Genomic DNA, 16,855 nt, shown 5'->3' on the forward strand with positions numbered 1-16,855 from the left:
TTATGTGACTAAAAAATAATGGAAGCCCTAAAAAGGCTTCCAAACTTATCGATCTAATAACTGCATCATCATTAATGCTTTACCTACTAATATTCCTTGCTGAAATACTTCAACATCAACTTTTCCAAACTTACGACCTAATTCTAAAACTTTTGGTTTAATTTCAATTACATCATCAATTTGAACTGGCTGTACGAAGTAAATTGTAATATTTTCTACGATTAAGTCCCCTTTTTTCATGTCACGAACTGCTCGTTTACCTGCCTCGGTTACAATAGTCGTAAATACGCCATGTGAAAGAGTACCAATTACATTCGTCATTTGCGGAGTTACATTACATCTAATTGTAAAGTCATCATTTTTTTGATCTTTATTATTATGGAATTGACTCGTAACTATATCATCAATTGTTTCTCCCACTTGAGGCTGACGTTGCAATTGCTGTAGTGCTTCAAGTACATCTTGACGACTTATAATACCGATTAAGTTATTCGATGTATTTACAACTGGTAGCAACTCTATGCCTTCCCAAACCATCATTCTAGCAGCTGCCGCAACCGACATCTTTTCATTTACACTTATTGGTTGTCTAGTCATAACTTTGTCAATTCTTTGAGTACGTTGTTCATGTATGATATCCTTTGAAGTTACAATTCCAATTAGCTTACCTCGATCATCAATTACTGGATATCTTCCATGACCTGTGTCTCTATTATGTTCATACCACTTTTCAACTACATCAAATGGAGATAGTGTAGCTGTTTTTTCAGTTGGAATGAGTATATCCTCAACTAGTACTATATCTTTCTTAATTAACTGATCATAAATTGCTCTATTAATTAACGTCGCAACAGTGAACGTATCATAACTAGAAGAAATAATCGGCATTTTCATTTCATCCGCAAGACGTTTTACACTTTCTTCTGTATCAAATCCACCTGTTACTAAAACCGCTGATCCTTCTTTTAATGCTAATTCATGCGCCTTCACTCGGTTTCCGACGATTAATAAATTATTTGCACTAATATATCTCATCATCGCATCAAGCTGCATTGCACCAATAACAAACTTATTAAGTGTTTTATGTAATCCTTCTTTACCACCTAAAACTTGTCCATCAACAATATTAACAACTTCGGCAAAAGTTAATTTTTCAATATTTTCTTTTCTTTTCGTTTCAATTCGAATCGTACCTACACGCTCAATGGTACTAACGAAACCTTTGTTTTCCGCATCTTTAATTGCTCTATATGCAGTACCTTCACTTACACTTAAATCTTTTGCAATTTGTCTTACTGATATTTTATGACCGACCGGTAGTTGTTCAATATGTTCTAGTATTTGATCGTGCTTTGTAGTCAATTACCTCACCAAGCTTTCAATGGTTGTATTAATATTTTTATTAACTATTATATAACAATTCATACCATGAAAAAAAGCACGTTTCAACGTGCTACTAAAACTGTACTAATATTTTTTTCGATTGCCTATACTACAATAGTGAAATTGTTGTATTTGGCTCATGAATGAAACCATTTTTCTTTGGTAATTTTGCAAGGAACTCATTTGGGTCTACTTGGATTGGTGGAAATGTATTATAATGCATCGGAATTACTTGCTGTGCATTAATCCATTCAGAAGCAATTACTGCATCATCGATTCCCATTGTAAAATGATTACCAATTGGTAAATAGGCTATATCGATATTCTCATACTCACCTAAAGTTTTCATTCCTCTGTATAATGCAGTATCACCAGCATGATAAATTGTTTTACCAGCTATTTTTAATAAAACGCCTGATGGTGGTCCTACATTAATTATTTGTTTATTTTCTTCATCAACAATACTTGAACCATGGATTGCTTCTACTAATTTTAATTTACCAAATGAAAACTCTTTTTCTCCCCCGATATGCATAGGGACAACTTTGACACCTTGCCACGAGATCCAAGTTGCTAATTCCACAGGAGCAATAACAGTTGCATCATTTCGTTTTGCTAGTTCAACTGTGTCACCTAAATGATCACCATGACCATGTGTTACATAAATATAATTCACTTTAATATTTTCTACTTTTACATTAGTATGTGGATTGCCGTTAATAAATGGGTCAATAATAATTGAATCTTGACCTTGTTCTACTAAAATAACACTGTGCCCTAAATATGTAATTTTCAAATGAAGTCGCTCCTTTATTATAAAATTAGTCTCTACCACATTTTAACAGATTATTTTCTATTTCAAAAATAAGAAATAAGTTAACTATTTTACGAAATTCGATAAAAAATGATAAAATAAGAGTGTTATAAACTGTAAAGACTTTTTTTGTTTATTGCAGTAATTTGTTTTTTAAGAAAGGATGTTACAAATGGAACACCGTATACAAAATCTATCAACTTGGTTAAAAGAGCAAGATATTCAACTAGGATTTATTACATCTACTGAGAACGTATTTTATTTAACTAATTTCCATTGTAATCCACATGAGCGTCTTTTAGCTTGTCTTGTATTTCCAAATGAAGAGCCTATTCTTGTATGTCCACAAATGGAAGTTGGACATGTACAAAATGCTGGCTGGAAATATGACGTAATCGGCTTTAATGATAGTCAAGATCCTTGGGCAATGATACAAGAATCATTAGCAAAACGTAATATTACAGTAAATCGTATGGCGATCGAAAAAGAGCATCTTCTTGTTGGCCGCTATGAAAGATTAGTACAACTTTTCCCTGGAGTGCAATTCCTTGCAGCTGAAGAAAAATTACATGACTTACGTTTAATTAAAGATAGTGAAGAAATTCGTCGTATGCAAGTTGCTGCTGAAGCGGCTGACATGGCTTGCCAAATTATTGTTGATCGTATTGCTGAAGGCAAAACAGAAATGGATTTAATTGCTGAAATGGAATACGAAATGAAGAAAAAAGGCATTTCTAAAACATCATTTAGCACGTTAATTTTAACTGGTGCAAACTCAGCGTTACCACATGGAAATCCAGGTACAAACCCAATTAAAAAAGGTGATTTCGTACTTATGGACTTAGGTTTTATCGTTGATGGATATTGCTCAGATATTACTCGTACAGTAATGTTTGGTCAACCAAATGAACAACAACGAGAAATTTATGAAACCGTTTTAAAAGGTCAACTTGCTGCAATCGAAGTAAGTAAACCAGGTGAGATATTAGGAAATGTTGATCGCGCTGCTCGTCAAATCATCACAGACGCTGGATATGGCGAATATTTCGTTCACCGTATTGGTCACGGTTTAGGTATTGGCATCCACGATTACCCATCAGTAAATGATTCAAATACTGATATTATTAAAACTGGTATGTCATATACAATTGAACCAGGAATCTATGTGCCAAATGTTGGTGGAGTTCGTATTGAAGATGATATCGTTATTACAGAAACTGGTGCAATAACTTTAACAAAGTTCCCTAAAGAATTAATCATCCTATAATATGAATCAAGGCCAATTAATAAATATCCGACAAGTACTTCCATCAGATATCCCTATTATGCATAAATGGGAATGTGATGATGAGATTGGTAAGCTTGTAGGAATAGAAAAGCCACGTTCTTTAGATGAAATGGTACAAGGCTATGAAAAATATTTTGACGGACTTAAACCTAATCTCCGTTTGTTCACAATCGAATACAATGGTATTTGTGTTGGAAGAATTGAATTAGGAAATCTTGATCAAGAGAATAATCATGCCGCTTTTGGAATCGTAATTGGGGATCAATCAATGCAAAAGAAAGGAATAGGTTCATTTGCATTAAACTATCTACTAAATTATGCTTTTAATGAATTAAAACTCGTAAAAATATACGGTGAAGTATACGAATTTAATATCGCTTCACAAAATTTCCTTACAAAATTAGGCTTTCAATTAGATGGTATATTGCGCAAGCATGAGTTTTTTAAAGGCGCTCATCGTGATATGTATCAATATAGCATTTTGAAAGAAGAATATAATTTGAGTCAGGTTTAAATACCAAATAAAAACCCCTTTCTTCATTAAGATGGAGAAAGGGGTTTTTCATTATACTTTTTGAAGGATTGTATGTTGTAACGGAACACCACCCATTGATACATTTCGTTCAATTAGATGATACTGTTTGCCATTTATTATAAAAAGTCTATTTCCTCTGTAATCAACTGTTTTACCTTGGCTTTCTAGCTCAGCCTTCACAGCCTTCGCATATTCATTCAGATTTAAATAACGCTCATCTAAATCTAATGTAATATTTTGATTACGATAACCCATTAGCCAGTTAAACCCGAAAACACCTGCAATTAGAAAAATAAGTATAAAAATAAATTCCAATATCCTCACTCCTTTTTACATAAAATGGAAATTATAATATCATTTTACTATAAATATAAAATGAATGTTATTGGAATTGTGAATAAAATAAAATCCCTTTACCATCATCGATAAAGGGATTTTTCTTTTTATTAGTTTGTAGAAACAGAAGTACCTTGTAATAAAGTAGTTGCTTCTTTGTATTCTAAGCCGTGAGCTTCCGCTACTGCTTCGTATGTTACATATCCATCAAGTGTATTAATACCTTTGAATAATGCAGAGTTATCTAAGCAAGCTTTTTGATAACCTTTGTTTGCAATTTGAACTGCATAAGGTACTGTAACATTTGTTAATGCCATTGTAGAAGTACGAGGTACTGCACCAGGCATGTTTGCTACAGCGTAGTGTACTACTCCATGCTTCTCATATGTTGGGAAATCATGAGTTGTAATACGATCTGTTGTTTCGAAAATACCACCTTGGTCAATTGCAATATCAACTACAACTGAACCTGGTTCCATTGATTCGATCATTTCTTTTGTTACAAGTTTTGGTGCTTTTGCACCTGGAATTAATACTGCACCGATTACAAGATCAGATTCTTTAACCGCTTCAGCAATATTGTAAGGGTTTGACATTAAAGTCGTAATTTGATGACCAAAAATATCATCTAATTGACGTAAACGATCTGGATTTAAGTCAATCATCGTTACATGAGCACCAAGACCAACAGCTACTTTAGCAGCATTTGTTCCTGCTACACCACCACCAATGATTGTAACATTTCCACGACGTACTCCTGGTACTCCACCTAATAAAATACCTTTTCCGCCTTTATTTTTCTCAAGGAATTGAGCACCGATTTGAGCTGACATACGTCCTGCTACTTCACTCATTGGAGTTAATAACGGTAATGTATTGCCAACTTGTACAGTTTCGTAAGCAATTCCTACTACTTTATTATCAATTAAAGCCTTAGTTAATTCAGGCTCTGGAGCTAAATGTAAGTATGTGAATAAAATTAATCCTTCACGGAAATATCCATATTCGCTTGGAATTGGTTCTTTAACTTTCATAACCATTTCATTATTCCAAGCCTCTTCAGCTGTTTCAACAATTGTTGCGCCAGCATTTACGTATTCTTCATTTGTAAATCCTGAACCAATTCCTGCATTTGTTTCAATATAAACTGAATGTCCATGTCCAACTAGGTTCATTACTCCAGCTGGTGTCATTGCTACACGATTTTCGTTGTTTTTTATTTCTTTTGGTACCCCAATACGCATGTTATTTCCCCCTGAAATATATTTAATTCGTGCCTCTTAGGATGAGCTCTATTTAGTAAAAATTAATACATTTTTATATTAACACAAAACATATGTGCAGAAAATGAAAACGCTTAATTTCGTTTAATAAAAATAAATTCAGAATCTTTTTTACTATAAATTATGCTTTAAAAATGGAATTGTCCCATGATTTCTTATGATAATGGAATATGTCTGTATTTATTAATGACATCTAAACCACCAGTGATTTCAAATATATCACCCGTTATAAAATCAGACTCTTCCTTACACAAAAATTGCACCATTCTTGCTATATCTTCTCCAGTGCCAGATCTTCCAACTGGTGCAAGACCTTTTCCATCCTTACTTGCCTCAGTTTGACTTGCTTCTTTCATATCACCAACGATATCTCCTGGACAAATCATATTCGAAGTTATACCGTTTTCAGCTTCCTCATAGGCTATTGTTTTCGTTAATGAAACTAGCCCTACTTTAGCTGCGCTGAATGCAGAACGATAAATCCATCCCGAAGCTGAGTTGGCACCTTGAAATCCATAATTAATTATTCGGCCATATTTCTGCTTTCTCATAATTGGAATAATTTGCTTTAAAAGATAAAACACGCTGTGCAAATTTCCATACATCAAGTATTCCCACTCTTCATCAGTGTAGTCGGCCAGTTTTTTACGGTTAAATAAATACGGACCAGCATTATTGATCAGACAATCAACCCTACCGAATTTCTCCATCGTTTTTGAGACAATCCCATTAATAAATTGTTTATCGCAAATATCACCTTTTACAAAAAGAATTCGGTCCAAATAATCCTTCCATTCTTCTTTTCGCTCTTTGACAGCTTGTTCATCAGAAAAGTACGTAACAGTTACTGAATAACCTTCGTTTAAAAATGCTTCAGTTACTTTCTTCCCTAACCCCTTCGATCCTGCCGTAATGACAGCATGCCTCATAAAACTCTTCCTTTCAAGTCTAAATAATTTTATATATTTGTGAAAATCATCTAGATAAATCAATCAATTGTATGTATTTGTAAATTCTATTCTCATTAACCTTTTTAAAAGGTTATTTAAGCCAAAAGACCTATCCTTTAAAAATTATGTCATTATCTTATACATATATCTTTAATTTAGTAAGATTATTTTATTAAAAGATAACTATGTTTTCTATTATTATGAATTATTTTCCTTTTATTTTAATAATTTTTATTTTTAGATTTTAGGCTTTTTACAAACAATTTTTATCTCGCAAATCTAGAAATTTAAAAATCAATATGTTTCACATATTTTTTTCAATGTATAATATAGTCAAGAGGTGGAGTAAAAATGTTACAAGATTATTTTTCATACGATGAACGATTAGGTATTTTTCTACCCAGCCTAAATTTAGATTGGGAAGATTACTCTCACGACCAACAACAAATGATTCTTACGGAATGGGAATATATACGTGGTGGAATACCTGATCAAATTAAGCGTTTAGAGTTTTCGATTAATCATAAACAAGAACAATTAAATCATGAATCAGATTTTTCTTTGAGCTGTAAATTAAATTCTGAAATTGCAGATTTAGCATCAGTTATTAATGATCTTTGGATTTGGTTTAGAAGTAACCAACAAATATCGAATGATACAAAAATACATGGTTAAAAAGCTAACAATAAATTTGTTAGCTTTTTTTCTGTATCACTATTATTTTGTTTATTCATTTTCGCGCTTTTGAATTTGTAAAAGCGTGTCTCCGATTGTTTTTAGTTCCTCTTTGAGTCTGATGGTTTCATTGGCAACTTTTTCGGAAGATGCTTCTTTAATTTGCTTGTTTAGTTGGTCTATCACTTTTCGTAACTTCCCGACAGATTGTTCTAGTTGAAAACTTGATGTAGGCTTCATAATTGCCTCCTTGAATGGTTTTCTTTTAGCATACCATATACTCGTTTACAACCATACGGGAATTCGATGAACTAAGAGTAAATAGACCATTGGAGGTTCGAAGTATTTCGGTTTTCACTCATTCTACACACTTAAAAAGCTAACAGTAGATTTGTTAGCTTCTCTAATAATGATTTAATCTGTTGGTTCCTGATTTACCCGTTCCGATAATATACGATATTGATAAAATTTCTTTGTATATTCTAATACGTTTTTTGTAAAAGATTCATTCCATTTCGCCCCTACAGAAACGCCTAATAATGGAATACCACCTAAAACTTTATTCCGTAATGAATGGATCATTAATAACTTGCACATTTGTAATATGACTGTGTAATAAACCCCTTCTCCCTTAAATTCATTTTCCCAAGTTGCAAATACGTCAGAATCCTCATGCTTTAAAATATCATTCATTAAATTACTCCAAACAACATATTTTTCAGTTGATGGGAGAATTGCACCTTGTAATATTTTTAAGCTACATTCCATCTCTTTTGGAATACTTACATCATATCCATAACAAAGAGCTATTTCCTGTACCGTTTTAAGATTAATAAATAATAATGCCGGTAAATCGCCAAATAAAGCAAGTTTTGAGCTAGTTCCACTTATACCACCTTGAACACTTGAGACAATTAATGCTTTCGATATTTCTTGCTCAGCTAAGAAATTTAATTGTCTTAATGGTAACTTTCTTAAATCGCTTATTGTCTTAATATCACTTCTTAAAATTTGCGCTCGAGTAAGAATATCTAATTTTTTTTCTTGAAACTGTTTTGTTGTTTGTATTAAAGATTGAGTGTGGAAAAAAGCAGTTGAAAAAAATTCATTAAAAGTACTCGAATAACTCTGAGGTATTTTTTGGAGGAGAAAATTAGAAGCATTTTGATACATCAATTCAAATTTATTTAAATTTTGCTGTTGTTGTTTCTTTTCAATCAATTCGTTAAGTTCAAGCCATAGATTATACTCTTTCATTTGATCCATACTATCACCTCAAATATAAAAAAACGTAGAGCCAAAAAGTGATCTCATCTTAAGAATATGAGGTCATCTATTTTTGTATGCTCTACGTTTATGTTTACTAAAAGATTATTTCATTCCAACTCGTACTACATCTCTTGCGATTACAACTTCTTCATTAGTAGGAATAACGATTACTTTAACTGGAGAGTGATCAAAGCTAATGAAAGCTTCTTTTCCTCTAAAGTTATTTTTACTTGGGTCAAAATAAACACCCATAAATTCAAGACCTTCTAAAACGGCTTGACGAATTTCCGGACCATTTTCACCAATACCCGCAGTGAAAATAATTGCATCTACGCCTTTCATACGAGCAGCGTAAGAACCTAAATATTTGTGGATACGTTCAATGAATACACTTTGAGCGATTTTAGCTCGTTTATTACCTTCTTCAGCTGCAGTCTCAATATCACGTAAGTCACTTGAGAATCCAGAGATACCAAGCATACCACTTTGTTTATTTAATACATCAAGTACTTCCTCAGCTGTTTTACCTGTTTTTTCCATAATAAATGGAATTAAAGCTGGGTCTAAGTTACCTGAACGAGTTCCCATTGTTACACCAGCAAGTGGAGTGAATCCCATTGAAGTATCGATTGATTTTCCACCTTCAACTGCAGCAATACTTGCACCATTTCCTAAGTGACATGAAATAAGTCTTAATTCTTCAAGAGGTTTACCGATTAATTCAGCAGCTCTTTCTGTTACATACTTATGAGATGTACCGTGGAATCCATATTTACGAATACCAAATTGTTTATAGTACTCATAAGGTAAGCTATATAAGTAAGACTCTTCAGGCATTGTTTGATGGAATGCAGTATCAAATACAGCTACTGCAGGAATATTTGGTAATAATTCTTTAAATGCACGAATACCAACTAGGTTAGCTGGGTTATGAAGCGGTGCTAAATCTGAAAGTTGATCAATTTGTTGTTCAACTTCTTCAGTAATTAAAGCAGAATCTGTAAATAATTCTCCACCGTGAACTACACGATGTCCAACTCCATGAATTTCATCGAATGAAGAAATAATTCCTAAACCTGTTAGCTTTTCAAGAAGCATTTTTACTGCTACAGAATGATCAGCAATATCAGTTACTTCTTTAATTTTTTCGCCGTTTACTGAAATAACAAAAACGCTATCCTTTAATCCGATACGTTCTACTAAACCAATTGTAAGTACTTTTTCGCTAGGCATTTCAATTAATTGAAATTTTAATGACGATGAACCTGCATTAATAGCAAGAATATTTGCCATGTTTTTACATCTCCTTTAAACATGAAACTGTTATATTTTTTTAGCTGAAATTATTATAACACAAATTAGTTTACGTGTTTAAAAGTTCAATTATTGTAAATTTTCTTTAAACCATTCGTTCATTTGAAGCATAATATCTTCAACTGCCTTCATATTCGATAACTTAGGGAAATCAACTAGTAAAGCCTGTTTTGGCTTCTTCATATTTTCTGCATTTTTGCGGATTATTAATATACTTTTTTGATGTCTTTCGTCCTTAAAGGCAGATACTGGCAACTGTATCAATCCTTGAATAACACCTGTTTCATTAATATAGCTCTGTAATTGTGCAGATTGCTCTGAAGTAAATAAGTGATTTGGAACTAATGAAATGAAAAATCCTCCAGATTTTAAGTAGTTCATACTTTGTTCAACAAATAAATGATGAGCATAAGACATGCCTTCTTTTGCTTTTAAAGTATACTCTTTTGCACGTTCAGTATTTGGATAAAAGCCAATAGGAAGATCACAAACAACAAGATCAACCGGATCTACAAATAAAGGCGCTAAACTGTCTTGATTAAATAGTTCTATTTCATGTCCTAGTAGGTTGCCAATAACAAATGCTATTCTAACAAGAACGTCATCTACATCGATTCCGACAGAATCAGTAAATTTATCCTTTGAAGAATTTAAAATTGTTAATAAAAGATTTCCAGTACCAATTGCCGGATCTAAAATAGTTAAATTTTGTTTACCCTCAGTAAGCTTTCCAACTAAATACGTAATAATAAAAGCAATACCATCTGGGGTCATTTCATGGTTTGTTTGTACCCCTTGCTTCATTCCTTTTAATATTGCTAATTGAAATGCTCTACGAATACTCTCATTATCTTTTGACGCCGATGTAAATTGATGAATTGTATTCATAAGCTGATCTTTTTGCGGACCATTAATTTCTTCTTGCAAAACTTCCCCTTCAAAGAAATTTTCACCAGTCTCAATTAATGCCTCTAAATAAGAAATTTCTAAATTATCTTTTAAACATTCTGTCGATTCATCTATGTAGTTAAATAAAAATTCCACTGAATTCTCTTTTACCATTATTAATTCCTCACTTTCATTATAGAACAGTCATTGTGTTTCATTATACGTATGGCTTTTAAACGTGTCCACTTTAACAAATTTCTTCTATTAGAAAGTATTTGGTTTTTTTTATAAATTTTAATCCAGTACTGTTAATTTAATTTTAATTGATGATTGTTTACTTTTATTTAATACAATTTGAACTTTTTATGTAGTTTTAAATTATTAGTACATATTAACAAAACAAATAAAGACCTCCAATTTTTGAGGTCTTTACTGTGTTGAAATAATTAAGTATATGTAGATCTATTTTTCAAGGTCGTCAGTTTAACTAATTTTTACTTTCTTTTCTATCGGCTTCTTAAATCGAGTGATATAGTTCAAAGATTTTGTTCCATGAACTAGGCGATATAAGCTTGTGATAACCGATAGTAATGTATATGGTTTGTATGCTAAGTATTTTGATTCCCATTTATTTGCAAATTTGCTTTTAAAAGTTAATAATCCTTTGAAGTTATAAATTGAGTTACCATATTTAAAGATCATCTTTGCAGATTTTTCGATGATTGATGCTTTTGAATCTTGGCCAACATTTGCTAACGGAGCCATTCCAAGGCTGCAGCTTTTAAATCCATTTTCTTTTGCCCAAAACATAATTGAAACAAAAAGCATATCCATCGTTCCATATGGTAATTCTTTTAAATATCTCATTAAATCGATTGTTATATTTTCGCCTTGAACCGGTAATGTCGCAAAAGCAATAACTTTATCATTTTTATCTCTTAGGATACCTATTGGAAAATTTGACACATAATCAAAATGAAATGAACCAACTGAAAAAGACAGCTCTTCTCTTCCATTTAGCCATACATCTGAAACTCCTTTTAGCTCTTGAAGTAGACCTTTAGAATGTCCTGGCATAGACACTTCAAATTGATATCCTTGTCGAATAAATTTGTTCCTTTTTGTTCTTAGTTTTGCTCCTTTTTTACCTGCAATTTCGAAATTTTCTAGTTCAACTATTGCTTCTTCACCTAATTTTAGTAATCGATAGCCAGCTTTTTCATATAACATTTTTGAGTTTTCATCTACTTGATAAAAGCACGGAATACATTTTATACTCTTAGAATAATTTTCAAACTCTATTAATTTTTCAAAAGAAATCTCTCCAATTGGATCACATAGAACAACTAATTTATTCCTCTGTTTACGGTAAACAAATGCAGATTTTTGATCTTCTGAAAGAAATACTTTTTTATCACCAAGTAATCCTAAATGTGTTAATGAAGTTCCACCATATGTTTGAATAAGTTGTTGAATAATCTCAATTGTAGTTTTATGATTTGATTCTTTTAAAATTTGTTTCATAATACCCCCAAAATAAAGAGTCAATTTTCTTTACAATTTCTATTTTACAAAAAATAATTCCTTGTGGATATCCATTCATTATTTTTTTTTAATAATCTATTATTTGGTAATATTTAACCCCTCCTGTATAATTCAATTTATTAAATATAATGGATGTGAGAACGAATGAATAAGAAGATTGGTTTTATTGGTTGCGGTAAAATGGCCCAAGCTATGATTGGTGGGTTAATTGATTCGAATGTAATTGAGAAGCAGCAAATTTATGTAAGTGCAAGGTCTAATGAAACACTTGTAAAAGTGAAAGATTTATATAATGTTCAAACATTAAATAGTAATATCGATTTAGCAAAGCAAGTTGATTATTTGTTTTTAGCAGTAAAACCTGATTTATATCCTACAATTATTGAAGAAATTAAAGAAGTTGTTACAAATAATACTGTGATCATTACGATTGCCGCTGGAATTACTTTAGAAGGTGTTGAAAAATCATTCGGTAAAGAAGTTAAAATCGTTAGAACGATGCCAAATACTCCTTCATTAGTTAGAGAAGGTATGAGTGCACTTTGTCATAATCAAATAGTTACCCATGATGAGTTAAGTGAAGTAATGGAAATTTTCAATAGCTTTGGAAAATGCGAATTAGTAAATGAAAAATTAATGGATGCGATTCCTGCAGTTAGTGGTTCTTCTCCAGCTTATGTTTACTTAATGATCGAAGCATTAGCTGACGGAGCTGTATTACAAGGGATAAAGCGTGACCAAGCATATAAATTAGCTGCCCAAGCAGTTTTAGGAGCAGCAAAGATGGTACTTGAAACTGAATTACATCCTGGAGAACTAAAAGACCAAGTTTGCACACCAGGTGGGGCAACAATAGAAGCGATTGCCGAATTAGAAAAACAAGGCTTCCGCTCATCTATTATTTCGGCTATGGAACGTTGTACTGAGAAATCAGTGTCTTTAGGTAAATAATCTTGGCAACAGTCTGATACTTAAGTTTTTGTACTTTATACAATCTGAGACATTCATATTTATGAATGTCTTTTTAAATGCAAAAAAACTGCCGAGTTCTACTCGACAGCCTTTTACCTCTTAATAGAGTTATCGTTATTATTTTGCAGCTTTTACAGCTTCGATTGCTGCTTCATAGTTTGGATGAGTTGTACCTTCAGCTACGTACTCAACGTAAGTAACAACGTCATTTGAATCTACTACGAATACTGCACGAGCTAATAAACGTAATTCTTGCATTAAAACACCAAATGCTTCACCAAAAGATGCATCACGGTGATCAGAGTATGTATGTACATTTTCTAAACCACTTGCAGCACACCATCTTTTTTGTGCGAATGGTAAGTCCATTGAAATTGTTAAAACTTCAACGTTTTCTACGTTTGATAATTCTTCGTTAAAACGACGAGTTTGTGCATCACAAATTCCAGTATCTACAGAAGGTACTGCGCTGATTAAACGTACTTTACCAGCTGAAGCTTCTAAAGTTACAGGGCTTAAATCGTTTGCTAATACAGTAAAGCTTGGAGCTTTTTCTCCTACTTTTACTTCTTGTCCAATAAGAGTTACTGGATTGTTTTTAAATGTTACAGATGCCATGATATTTCCTCCCAAAATTACAAAATGTTCACAACATTTATCTTACTGGAAGGAAACCTTGATTGCAATTAACTTTACTTAAATTTTGTATTTAATCTAAATTTGAATCAAAATCTTCCTCTTGATTATCTGAATCGTCTTTTTTCTTCATATATTTTTTTACTTTTTCTAACGCTTGAGGTGTTAAATCCATAAGCTTTTCAATTAAATGTGTATTTTGATCTAGGTGAAGTAGTTTAACACCATCTCTACTTACAATTAAAAATGCAATCGGAGTGATTGAGGCACCTCCACCTGTACCTCCTCCAAATGGATGTGGACTTCTTACTTCAGCTTCTTTAACACCATCTACTAAATGGTAATTTCGAAATTCACTTCCACCAGCCGCAAAGCCAACCCCTACTTTTGATACGGTTAAGATTAAGCTTCCATCTGGTGTTGAAATTGGATCACCAATAATTGTATTTACATTAATCATTGCTGATAAATTTTCCATTGCCGCGTGCATTAAGTCTCCAATAGGATGTTGACTCATTGTTAATCACCTCTAATTAGTTTCGATTGGATGTGTTGCTTTAAAGTCTTTTCTAGTTTTCAAATATGCTTTAAGTAATAATAGTCCCGCAAAGACTGCCTTTCGTACCGAAAATGAAAACCGTATCTTTCCAGTAGTTTCCATTATGGATGTATAATAGTTGGGCGTGATATCTATAGTTGGCGGATGATGTAATATCGTAAATTTCTTTAATAAGTTTTCAAAAATTCCGATCGCACTATAAGCTGTTCCAATAGATATCCCTGTTAAAGCAGAATTTCCGACACCGAAATGAATATGATAATTTAAATTGTAAATTTCTACAGTGTTTAAAAATTTTGTAATGATAGTATGTCCGTTGGAGTATAAATTTATGAAAAAATCAATTTGTTGAAAGACAGACAAATCCCTTTTTTTCTCTAAATCTGAAACGTCCTCCTTTACCTCTTTCGGTCTCTTTAAAGGAATCGTAAAGGTGAAACGCAATAGGTTGTTCAAAATAGACAGTTTAATATTCATAAATCGTTCTTCATTTGTATAAACAGATAGAATATTGACCTTCATATTTATAAAAAGTACGAAAAATATTAAAAGTATAACTACGATCGCAATAAAAATTAGAATAGAGTATATGTAAAGCAAGAAACCACCCTTTTTTGTATCAGTATGGGCAAACCAACTTCTGGATAAACAAAAAAGAATGGTAAAATTACATACCATTCTTTTCAACTATGTTGATCAATTCTAGTTTTTTGTTGATAACAACCAAAATTATCTTTTAACTTACCCCTGCCTTTTATAGACAATATTTCCTCGGCAAATAGTTTCACTACATTTTACATACAGTAGATCATCTTTTTCTAACTCAAATGGATTTTCATCAAATAAAATAAAGTCAGCAGTATATCCTTCTTTTATGAGACCTCTCTTGCCTTCTTGACGAAACGAAGCCGCACTATCAATCGTATAAAGTTTAATTGCTTCATATAGGCTAATTGCTTCCTCGATATTATATGCTATCTGATCCTTTGCTTTTCGAGTAACCGCTGTATATATCCCTTGCCACGGATTAATTGTATCAATCGGTGTATCTGAACCATTTGCGATAGCGATTGATTCATTTAGCAGTGTTTTAATTAAATACGCATATTCATTTCGGCTTTGACCTATACGTTCAACTAACCATGGATAATCTGCATATATAAATGAGGTTTGTACATCTACAACGATGTTTAATTCTTTCATTTCCTCAACTAATTTTGGAGATAAAAGTGCACAATGTATAAATCGATCAGGTAGCTGAGTTTGATTAGGATATTTTTTAACAACTTCAATGGCCTGCTTTACGGCTAAATCACCAATCATATGAAATGCGATTGGCAATTCATTTTCACGTGCTTTTTTTGTAATAACTTCTAATTTTTCTGGAGAAGTCACTTGTAGTCCTGTTGTACTTTGATCGTCGTCATATGGTTTTTCTAATAGTGCAGTACGACCACCAAATGAACCATCAATAAATGCTTTTACGCCTCCAAATGATACATTCTTATTACCTTTATGTAATCTTCCTTTGACTTCATCCAAAGTCGTATGATGAATTAATACATGAGTATGAAATGGAACTTCATTTAATAATCGCTCATATAAATCAATCACTAGATTTGCGTTTCCATAATATGATAAATCTTCTGTTACCGCTCCAACGATTCCGTATTGGTAACAATCTTTAATAGCGGAAATGATTGCTTTTGACAAATACTGATCGTCAAGTGCCGGCATCGCTTTTATAATTAAATTAACGGCTTCATCATACAATAATCCGTTCAAACGCCCATCATCAGAGCAACCAATTTGTCCTCCTTCGATTTGCATATGTTCACTTATTGTTGCATGATTAAGTGCAATAGAATTTACAAAGTAGACATGTCTACAAGTTCTTTTTAATACAATTGGATTTGTATTTGATAAACTATTTAAATCATCAATGCTGAATACTGCTGTTGATTCCCATTCGTTTTCATTCCACCCTTCCCCAACAATCCACTCATTCGGGCGTGCATCCTTTACAACTCTTTTCATTCGATCAAGCATCTCGTCATATGATTGGCACTTTGACAAATCAACACGATTCATCGCTTCACCATGACCAATTAAGTGTAAATGACTATCAATAAAACCTGGAAAGCCGATTTTTCCATTACAATTAATTTTCTCAAACTGTTCACCTTCTAAAAAAGAAAGTAAAGCTTCATATGTTCCTATTTTTAAAATTTGATCTTCTTCAGTAATGATTGAGTCTACAGTTTCCCCTTCGCGTTCCATCGTATAAAATAAACCATTATGCCAAAGCTTCTTCATTACATTCCACCATCCGTTCATTCATCTCGTTTATTGTTTTACCTAAAAACAAAAAAGAGGGAATTTCCCCTCATTTTAACATAAGTATTTAG

General features: G+C 32.4%; 18 protein-coding genes. 4 read left to right on the forward strand and 14 right to left on the reverse strand.

Going from position 1 to position 16,855, the window contains the following annotated elements:
* Positions 1-45 precede the first annotated feature (45 nt).
* Together AB1282_RS01150 and AB1282_RS01155 are read right to left on the reverse strand one after the other, a co-directional pair.
* On the reverse strand, positions 46-1,362 hold the full coding sequence (locus AB1282_RS01150) for a DRTGG domain-containing protein (protein ID WP_056472212.1): 1,317 nt from the start codon (positions 1,360-1,362) through the stop codon (positions 46-48).
* A gap of 130 nt (positions 1,363-1,492) precedes the next feature.
* On the reverse strand, positions 1,493-2,179 hold the full coding sequence (locus AB1282_RS01155; protein WP_429898270.1) for a metal-dependent hydrolase: 687 nt from the start codon (positions 2,177-2,179) through the stop codon (positions 1,493-1,495).
* Between the two features lie 190 nt (positions 2,180-2,369).
* Here AB1282_RS01155 and AB1282_RS01160 point away from each other — a divergent pair, with 190 nt between their 5' ends.
* Together AB1282_RS01160 and AB1282_RS01165 are read left to right on the forward strand one after the other, a co-directional pair.
* Positions 2,370-3,464 carry a M24 family metallopeptidase gene (locus AB1282_RS01160; protein WP_056472208.1) on the forward strand — a complete coding sequence of 365 codons (1,095 nt, stop codon included), beginning with the start codon at positions 2,370-2,372 and terminating at the stop codon, positions 3,462-3,464.
* Between the two features lies 1 nt (position 3,465).
* On the forward strand, positions 3,466-3,999 hold the full coding sequence (locus AB1282_RS01165; protein WP_390309766.1) for a GNAT family N-acetyltransferase: 534 nt from the start codon (positions 3,466-3,468) through the stop codon (positions 3,997-3,999).
* A gap of 51 nt (positions 4,000-4,050) precedes the next feature.
* On the opposite strand, the gene AB1282_RS01170 is transcribed toward AB1282_RS01165, so the two are convergent.
* The 3 genes from AB1282_RS01170 to AB1282_RS01180 all read right to left on the reverse strand — a co-directional run bounded on the left by AB1282_RS01170 (position 4,051) and on the right by AB1282_RS01180 (position 6,568).
* Positions 4,051-4,335, reverse strand: coding sequence for a hypothetical protein (locus AB1282_RS01170; RefSeq protein WP_172795416.1), 285 nt, complete (start codon positions 4,333-4,335; stop codon positions 4,051-4,053).
* A gap of 131 nt (positions 4,336-4,466) precedes the next feature.
* Positions 4,467-5,600 carry an alanine dehydrogenase gene (gene ald / locus AB1282_RS01175; protein ID WP_069034611.1) on the reverse strand — a complete coding sequence of 378 codons (1,134 nt, stop codon included), beginning with the start codon at positions 5,598-5,600 and terminating at the stop codon, positions 4,467-4,469.
* Between the two features lie 194 nt (positions 5,601-5,794).
* Positions 5,795-6,568, reverse strand: a complete 774-nt coding sequence (locus AB1282_RS01180) for an SDR family oxidoreductase (RefSeq protein WP_056472200.1) — start codon at positions 6,566-6,568, stop codon at positions 5,795-5,797.
* A 372-nt stretch (positions 6,569-6,940) separates the two neighbouring features.
* Between AB1282_RS01180 and AB1282_RS01185 the strand changes: the two genes are divergently transcribed.
* Positions 6,941-7,264, forward strand: coding sequence for a hypothetical protein (locus tag AB1282_RS01185; protein WP_056472197.1), 324 nt, complete (start codon positions 6,941-6,943; stop codon positions 7,262-7,264).
* Positions 7,265-7,315: 51 nt separating this feature from the next.
* On the opposite strand, the gene AB1282_RS01190 is transcribed toward AB1282_RS01185, so the two are convergent.
* From AB1282_RS01190 to AB1282_RS01210, 5 genes are all read right to left on the reverse strand, one after another.
* A complete protein-coding gene (locus AB1282_RS01190; protein WP_056472195.1) occupies positions 7,316-7,504 on the reverse strand; it encodes a hypothetical protein in 189 nt (62 codons plus the stop codon).
* Positions 7,505-7,678: 174 nt separating this feature from the next.
* Positions 7,679-8,530 carry an EcsC family protein gene (locus tag AB1282_RS01195; RefSeq protein ID WP_390309759.1) on the reverse strand — a complete coding sequence of 284 codons (852 nt, stop codon included), beginning with the start codon at positions 8,528-8,530 and terminating at the stop codon, positions 7,679-7,681.
* A gap of 105 nt (positions 8,531-8,635) precedes the next feature.
* Complete coding sequence (locus AB1282_RS01200; RefSeq protein WP_056472190.1) at positions 8,636-9,826, reverse strand: acetate kinase; 1,191 nt, start codon at positions 9,824-9,826, stop codon at positions 8,636-8,638.
* A 90-nt stretch (positions 9,827-9,916) separates the two neighbouring features.
* On the reverse strand, positions 9,917-10,909 hold the full coding sequence (locus AB1282_RS01205) for a class I SAM-dependent methyltransferase (RefSeq protein ID WP_429898271.1): 993 nt from the start codon (positions 10,907-10,909) through the stop codon (positions 9,917-9,919).
* A gap of 309 nt (positions 10,910-11,218) precedes the next feature.
* Positions 11,219-12,259: a phosphatidylglycerol lysyltransferase domain-containing protein gene (locus AB1282_RS01210; RefSeq protein WP_429898272.1), complete on the reverse strand. Its 1,041-nt coding sequence runs from the start codon at positions 12,257-12,259 to the stop codon at positions 11,219-11,221.
* 165 nt (positions 12,260-12,424) lie between these two features.
* On the opposite strand from AB1282_RS01210, the gene proC reads away from it, so the two are divergent.
* Positions 12,425-13,231: a pyrroline-5-carboxylate reductase gene (gene proC, locus AB1282_RS01215; RefSeq protein ID WP_056472182.1), complete on the forward strand. Its 807-nt coding sequence runs from the start codon at positions 12,425-12,427 to the stop codon at positions 13,229-13,231.
* A 138-nt stretch (positions 13,232-13,369) separates the two neighbouring features.
* Here proC and tpx read toward each other — a convergent pair whose 3' ends face one another.
* The 4 genes from tpx to AB1282_RS01235 form a co-directional block, all read right to left on the reverse strand.
* Positions 13,370-13,870 carry a thiol peroxidase gene (gene tpx / locus AB1282_RS01220; protein WP_056472180.1) on the reverse strand — a complete coding sequence of 167 codons (501 nt, stop codon included), beginning with the start codon at positions 13,868-13,870 and terminating at the stop codon, positions 13,370-13,372.
* Between the two features lie 91 nt (positions 13,871-13,961).
* Positions 13,962-14,405: a GerW family sporulation protein gene (gene ytfJ / locus AB1282_RS01225; RefSeq protein ID WP_056472177.1), complete on the reverse strand. Its 444-nt coding sequence runs from the start codon at positions 14,403-14,405 to the stop codon at positions 13,962-13,964.
* A gap of 12 nt (positions 14,406-14,417) precedes the next feature.
* On the reverse strand, positions 14,418-15,047 hold the full coding sequence (locus AB1282_RS01230; RefSeq protein WP_056472174.1) for a DUF2953 domain-containing protein: 630 nt from the start codon (positions 15,045-15,047) through the stop codon (positions 14,418-14,420).
* Positions 15,048-15,188: 141 nt separating this feature from the next.
* Entirely contained in the window at positions 15,189-16,763 is a 1,575-nt protein-coding gene (locus tag AB1282_RS01235) for an amidohydrolase (RefSeq protein WP_429898273.1), read from the reverse strand.
* Positions 16,764-16,855 lie beyond the last annotated feature (92 nt).

The organism is Gottfriedia sp. S16(2024) (assembly GCF_050473765.1).
GTDB lineage: Bacteria > Bacillota > Bacilli > Bacillales > Bacillaceae_G > Gottfriedia.

Coding starts and splice junctions, on each gene's coding strand:
- ald (WP_069034611.1), bottom strand. CDS start 5,600: ATGCGTATTGGGGTACCAAAAGAAATAAAAAACAACGAAAATCGTGTA.
- AB1282_RS01160 (WP_056472208.1), top strand. CDS start 2,370: ATGGAACACCGTATACAAAATCTATCAACTTGGTTAAAAGAGCAAGAT.
- AB1282_RS01185 (WP_056472197.1), top strand. CDS start 6,941: ATGTTACAAGATTATTTTTCATACGATGAACGATTAGGTATTTTTCTA.
- tpx (WP_056472180.1), bottom strand. CDS start 13,870: ATGGCATCTGTAACATTTAAAAACAATCCAGTAACTCTTATTGGACAA.
- AB1282_RS01180 (WP_056472200.1), bottom strand. CDS start 6,568: ATGAGGCATGCTGTCATTACGGCAGGATCGAAGGGGTTAGGGAAGAAA.
- AB1282_RS01190 (WP_056472195.1), bottom strand. CDS start 7,504: ATGAAGCCTACATCAAGTTTTCAACTAGAACAATCTGTCGGGAAGTTA.
- AB1282_RS01195 (WP_390309759.1), bottom strand. CDS start 8,530: ATGGATCAAATGAAAGAGTATAATCTATGGCTTGAACTTAACGAATTG.
- AB1282_RS01165 (WP_390309766.1), top strand. CDS start 3,466: ATGAATCAAGGCCAATTAATAAATATCCGACAAGTACTTCCATCAGAT.
- AB1282_RS01235 (WP_429898273.1), bottom strand. CDS start 16,763: ATGAAGAAGCTTTGGCATAATGGTTTATTTTATACGATGGAACGCGAA.
- ytfJ (WP_056472177.1), bottom strand. CDS start 14,405: ATGAGTCAACATCCTATTGGAGACTTAATGCACGCGGCAATGGAAAAT.
- AB1282_RS01205 (WP_429898271.1), bottom strand. CDS start 10,909: ATGGTAAAAGAGAATTCAGTGGAATTTTTATTTAACTACATAGATGAA.
- proC (WP_056472182.1), top strand. CDS start 12,425: ATGAATAAGAAGATTGGTTTTATTGGTTGCGGTAAAATGGCCCAAGCT.
- AB1282_RS01200 (WP_056472190.1), bottom strand. CDS start 9,826: ATGGCAAATATTCTTGCTATTAATGCAGGTTCATCGTCATTAAAATTT.
- AB1282_RS01210 (WP_429898272.1), bottom strand. CDS start 12,259: ATGAAACAAATTTTAAAAGAATCAAATCATAAAACTACAATTGAGATT.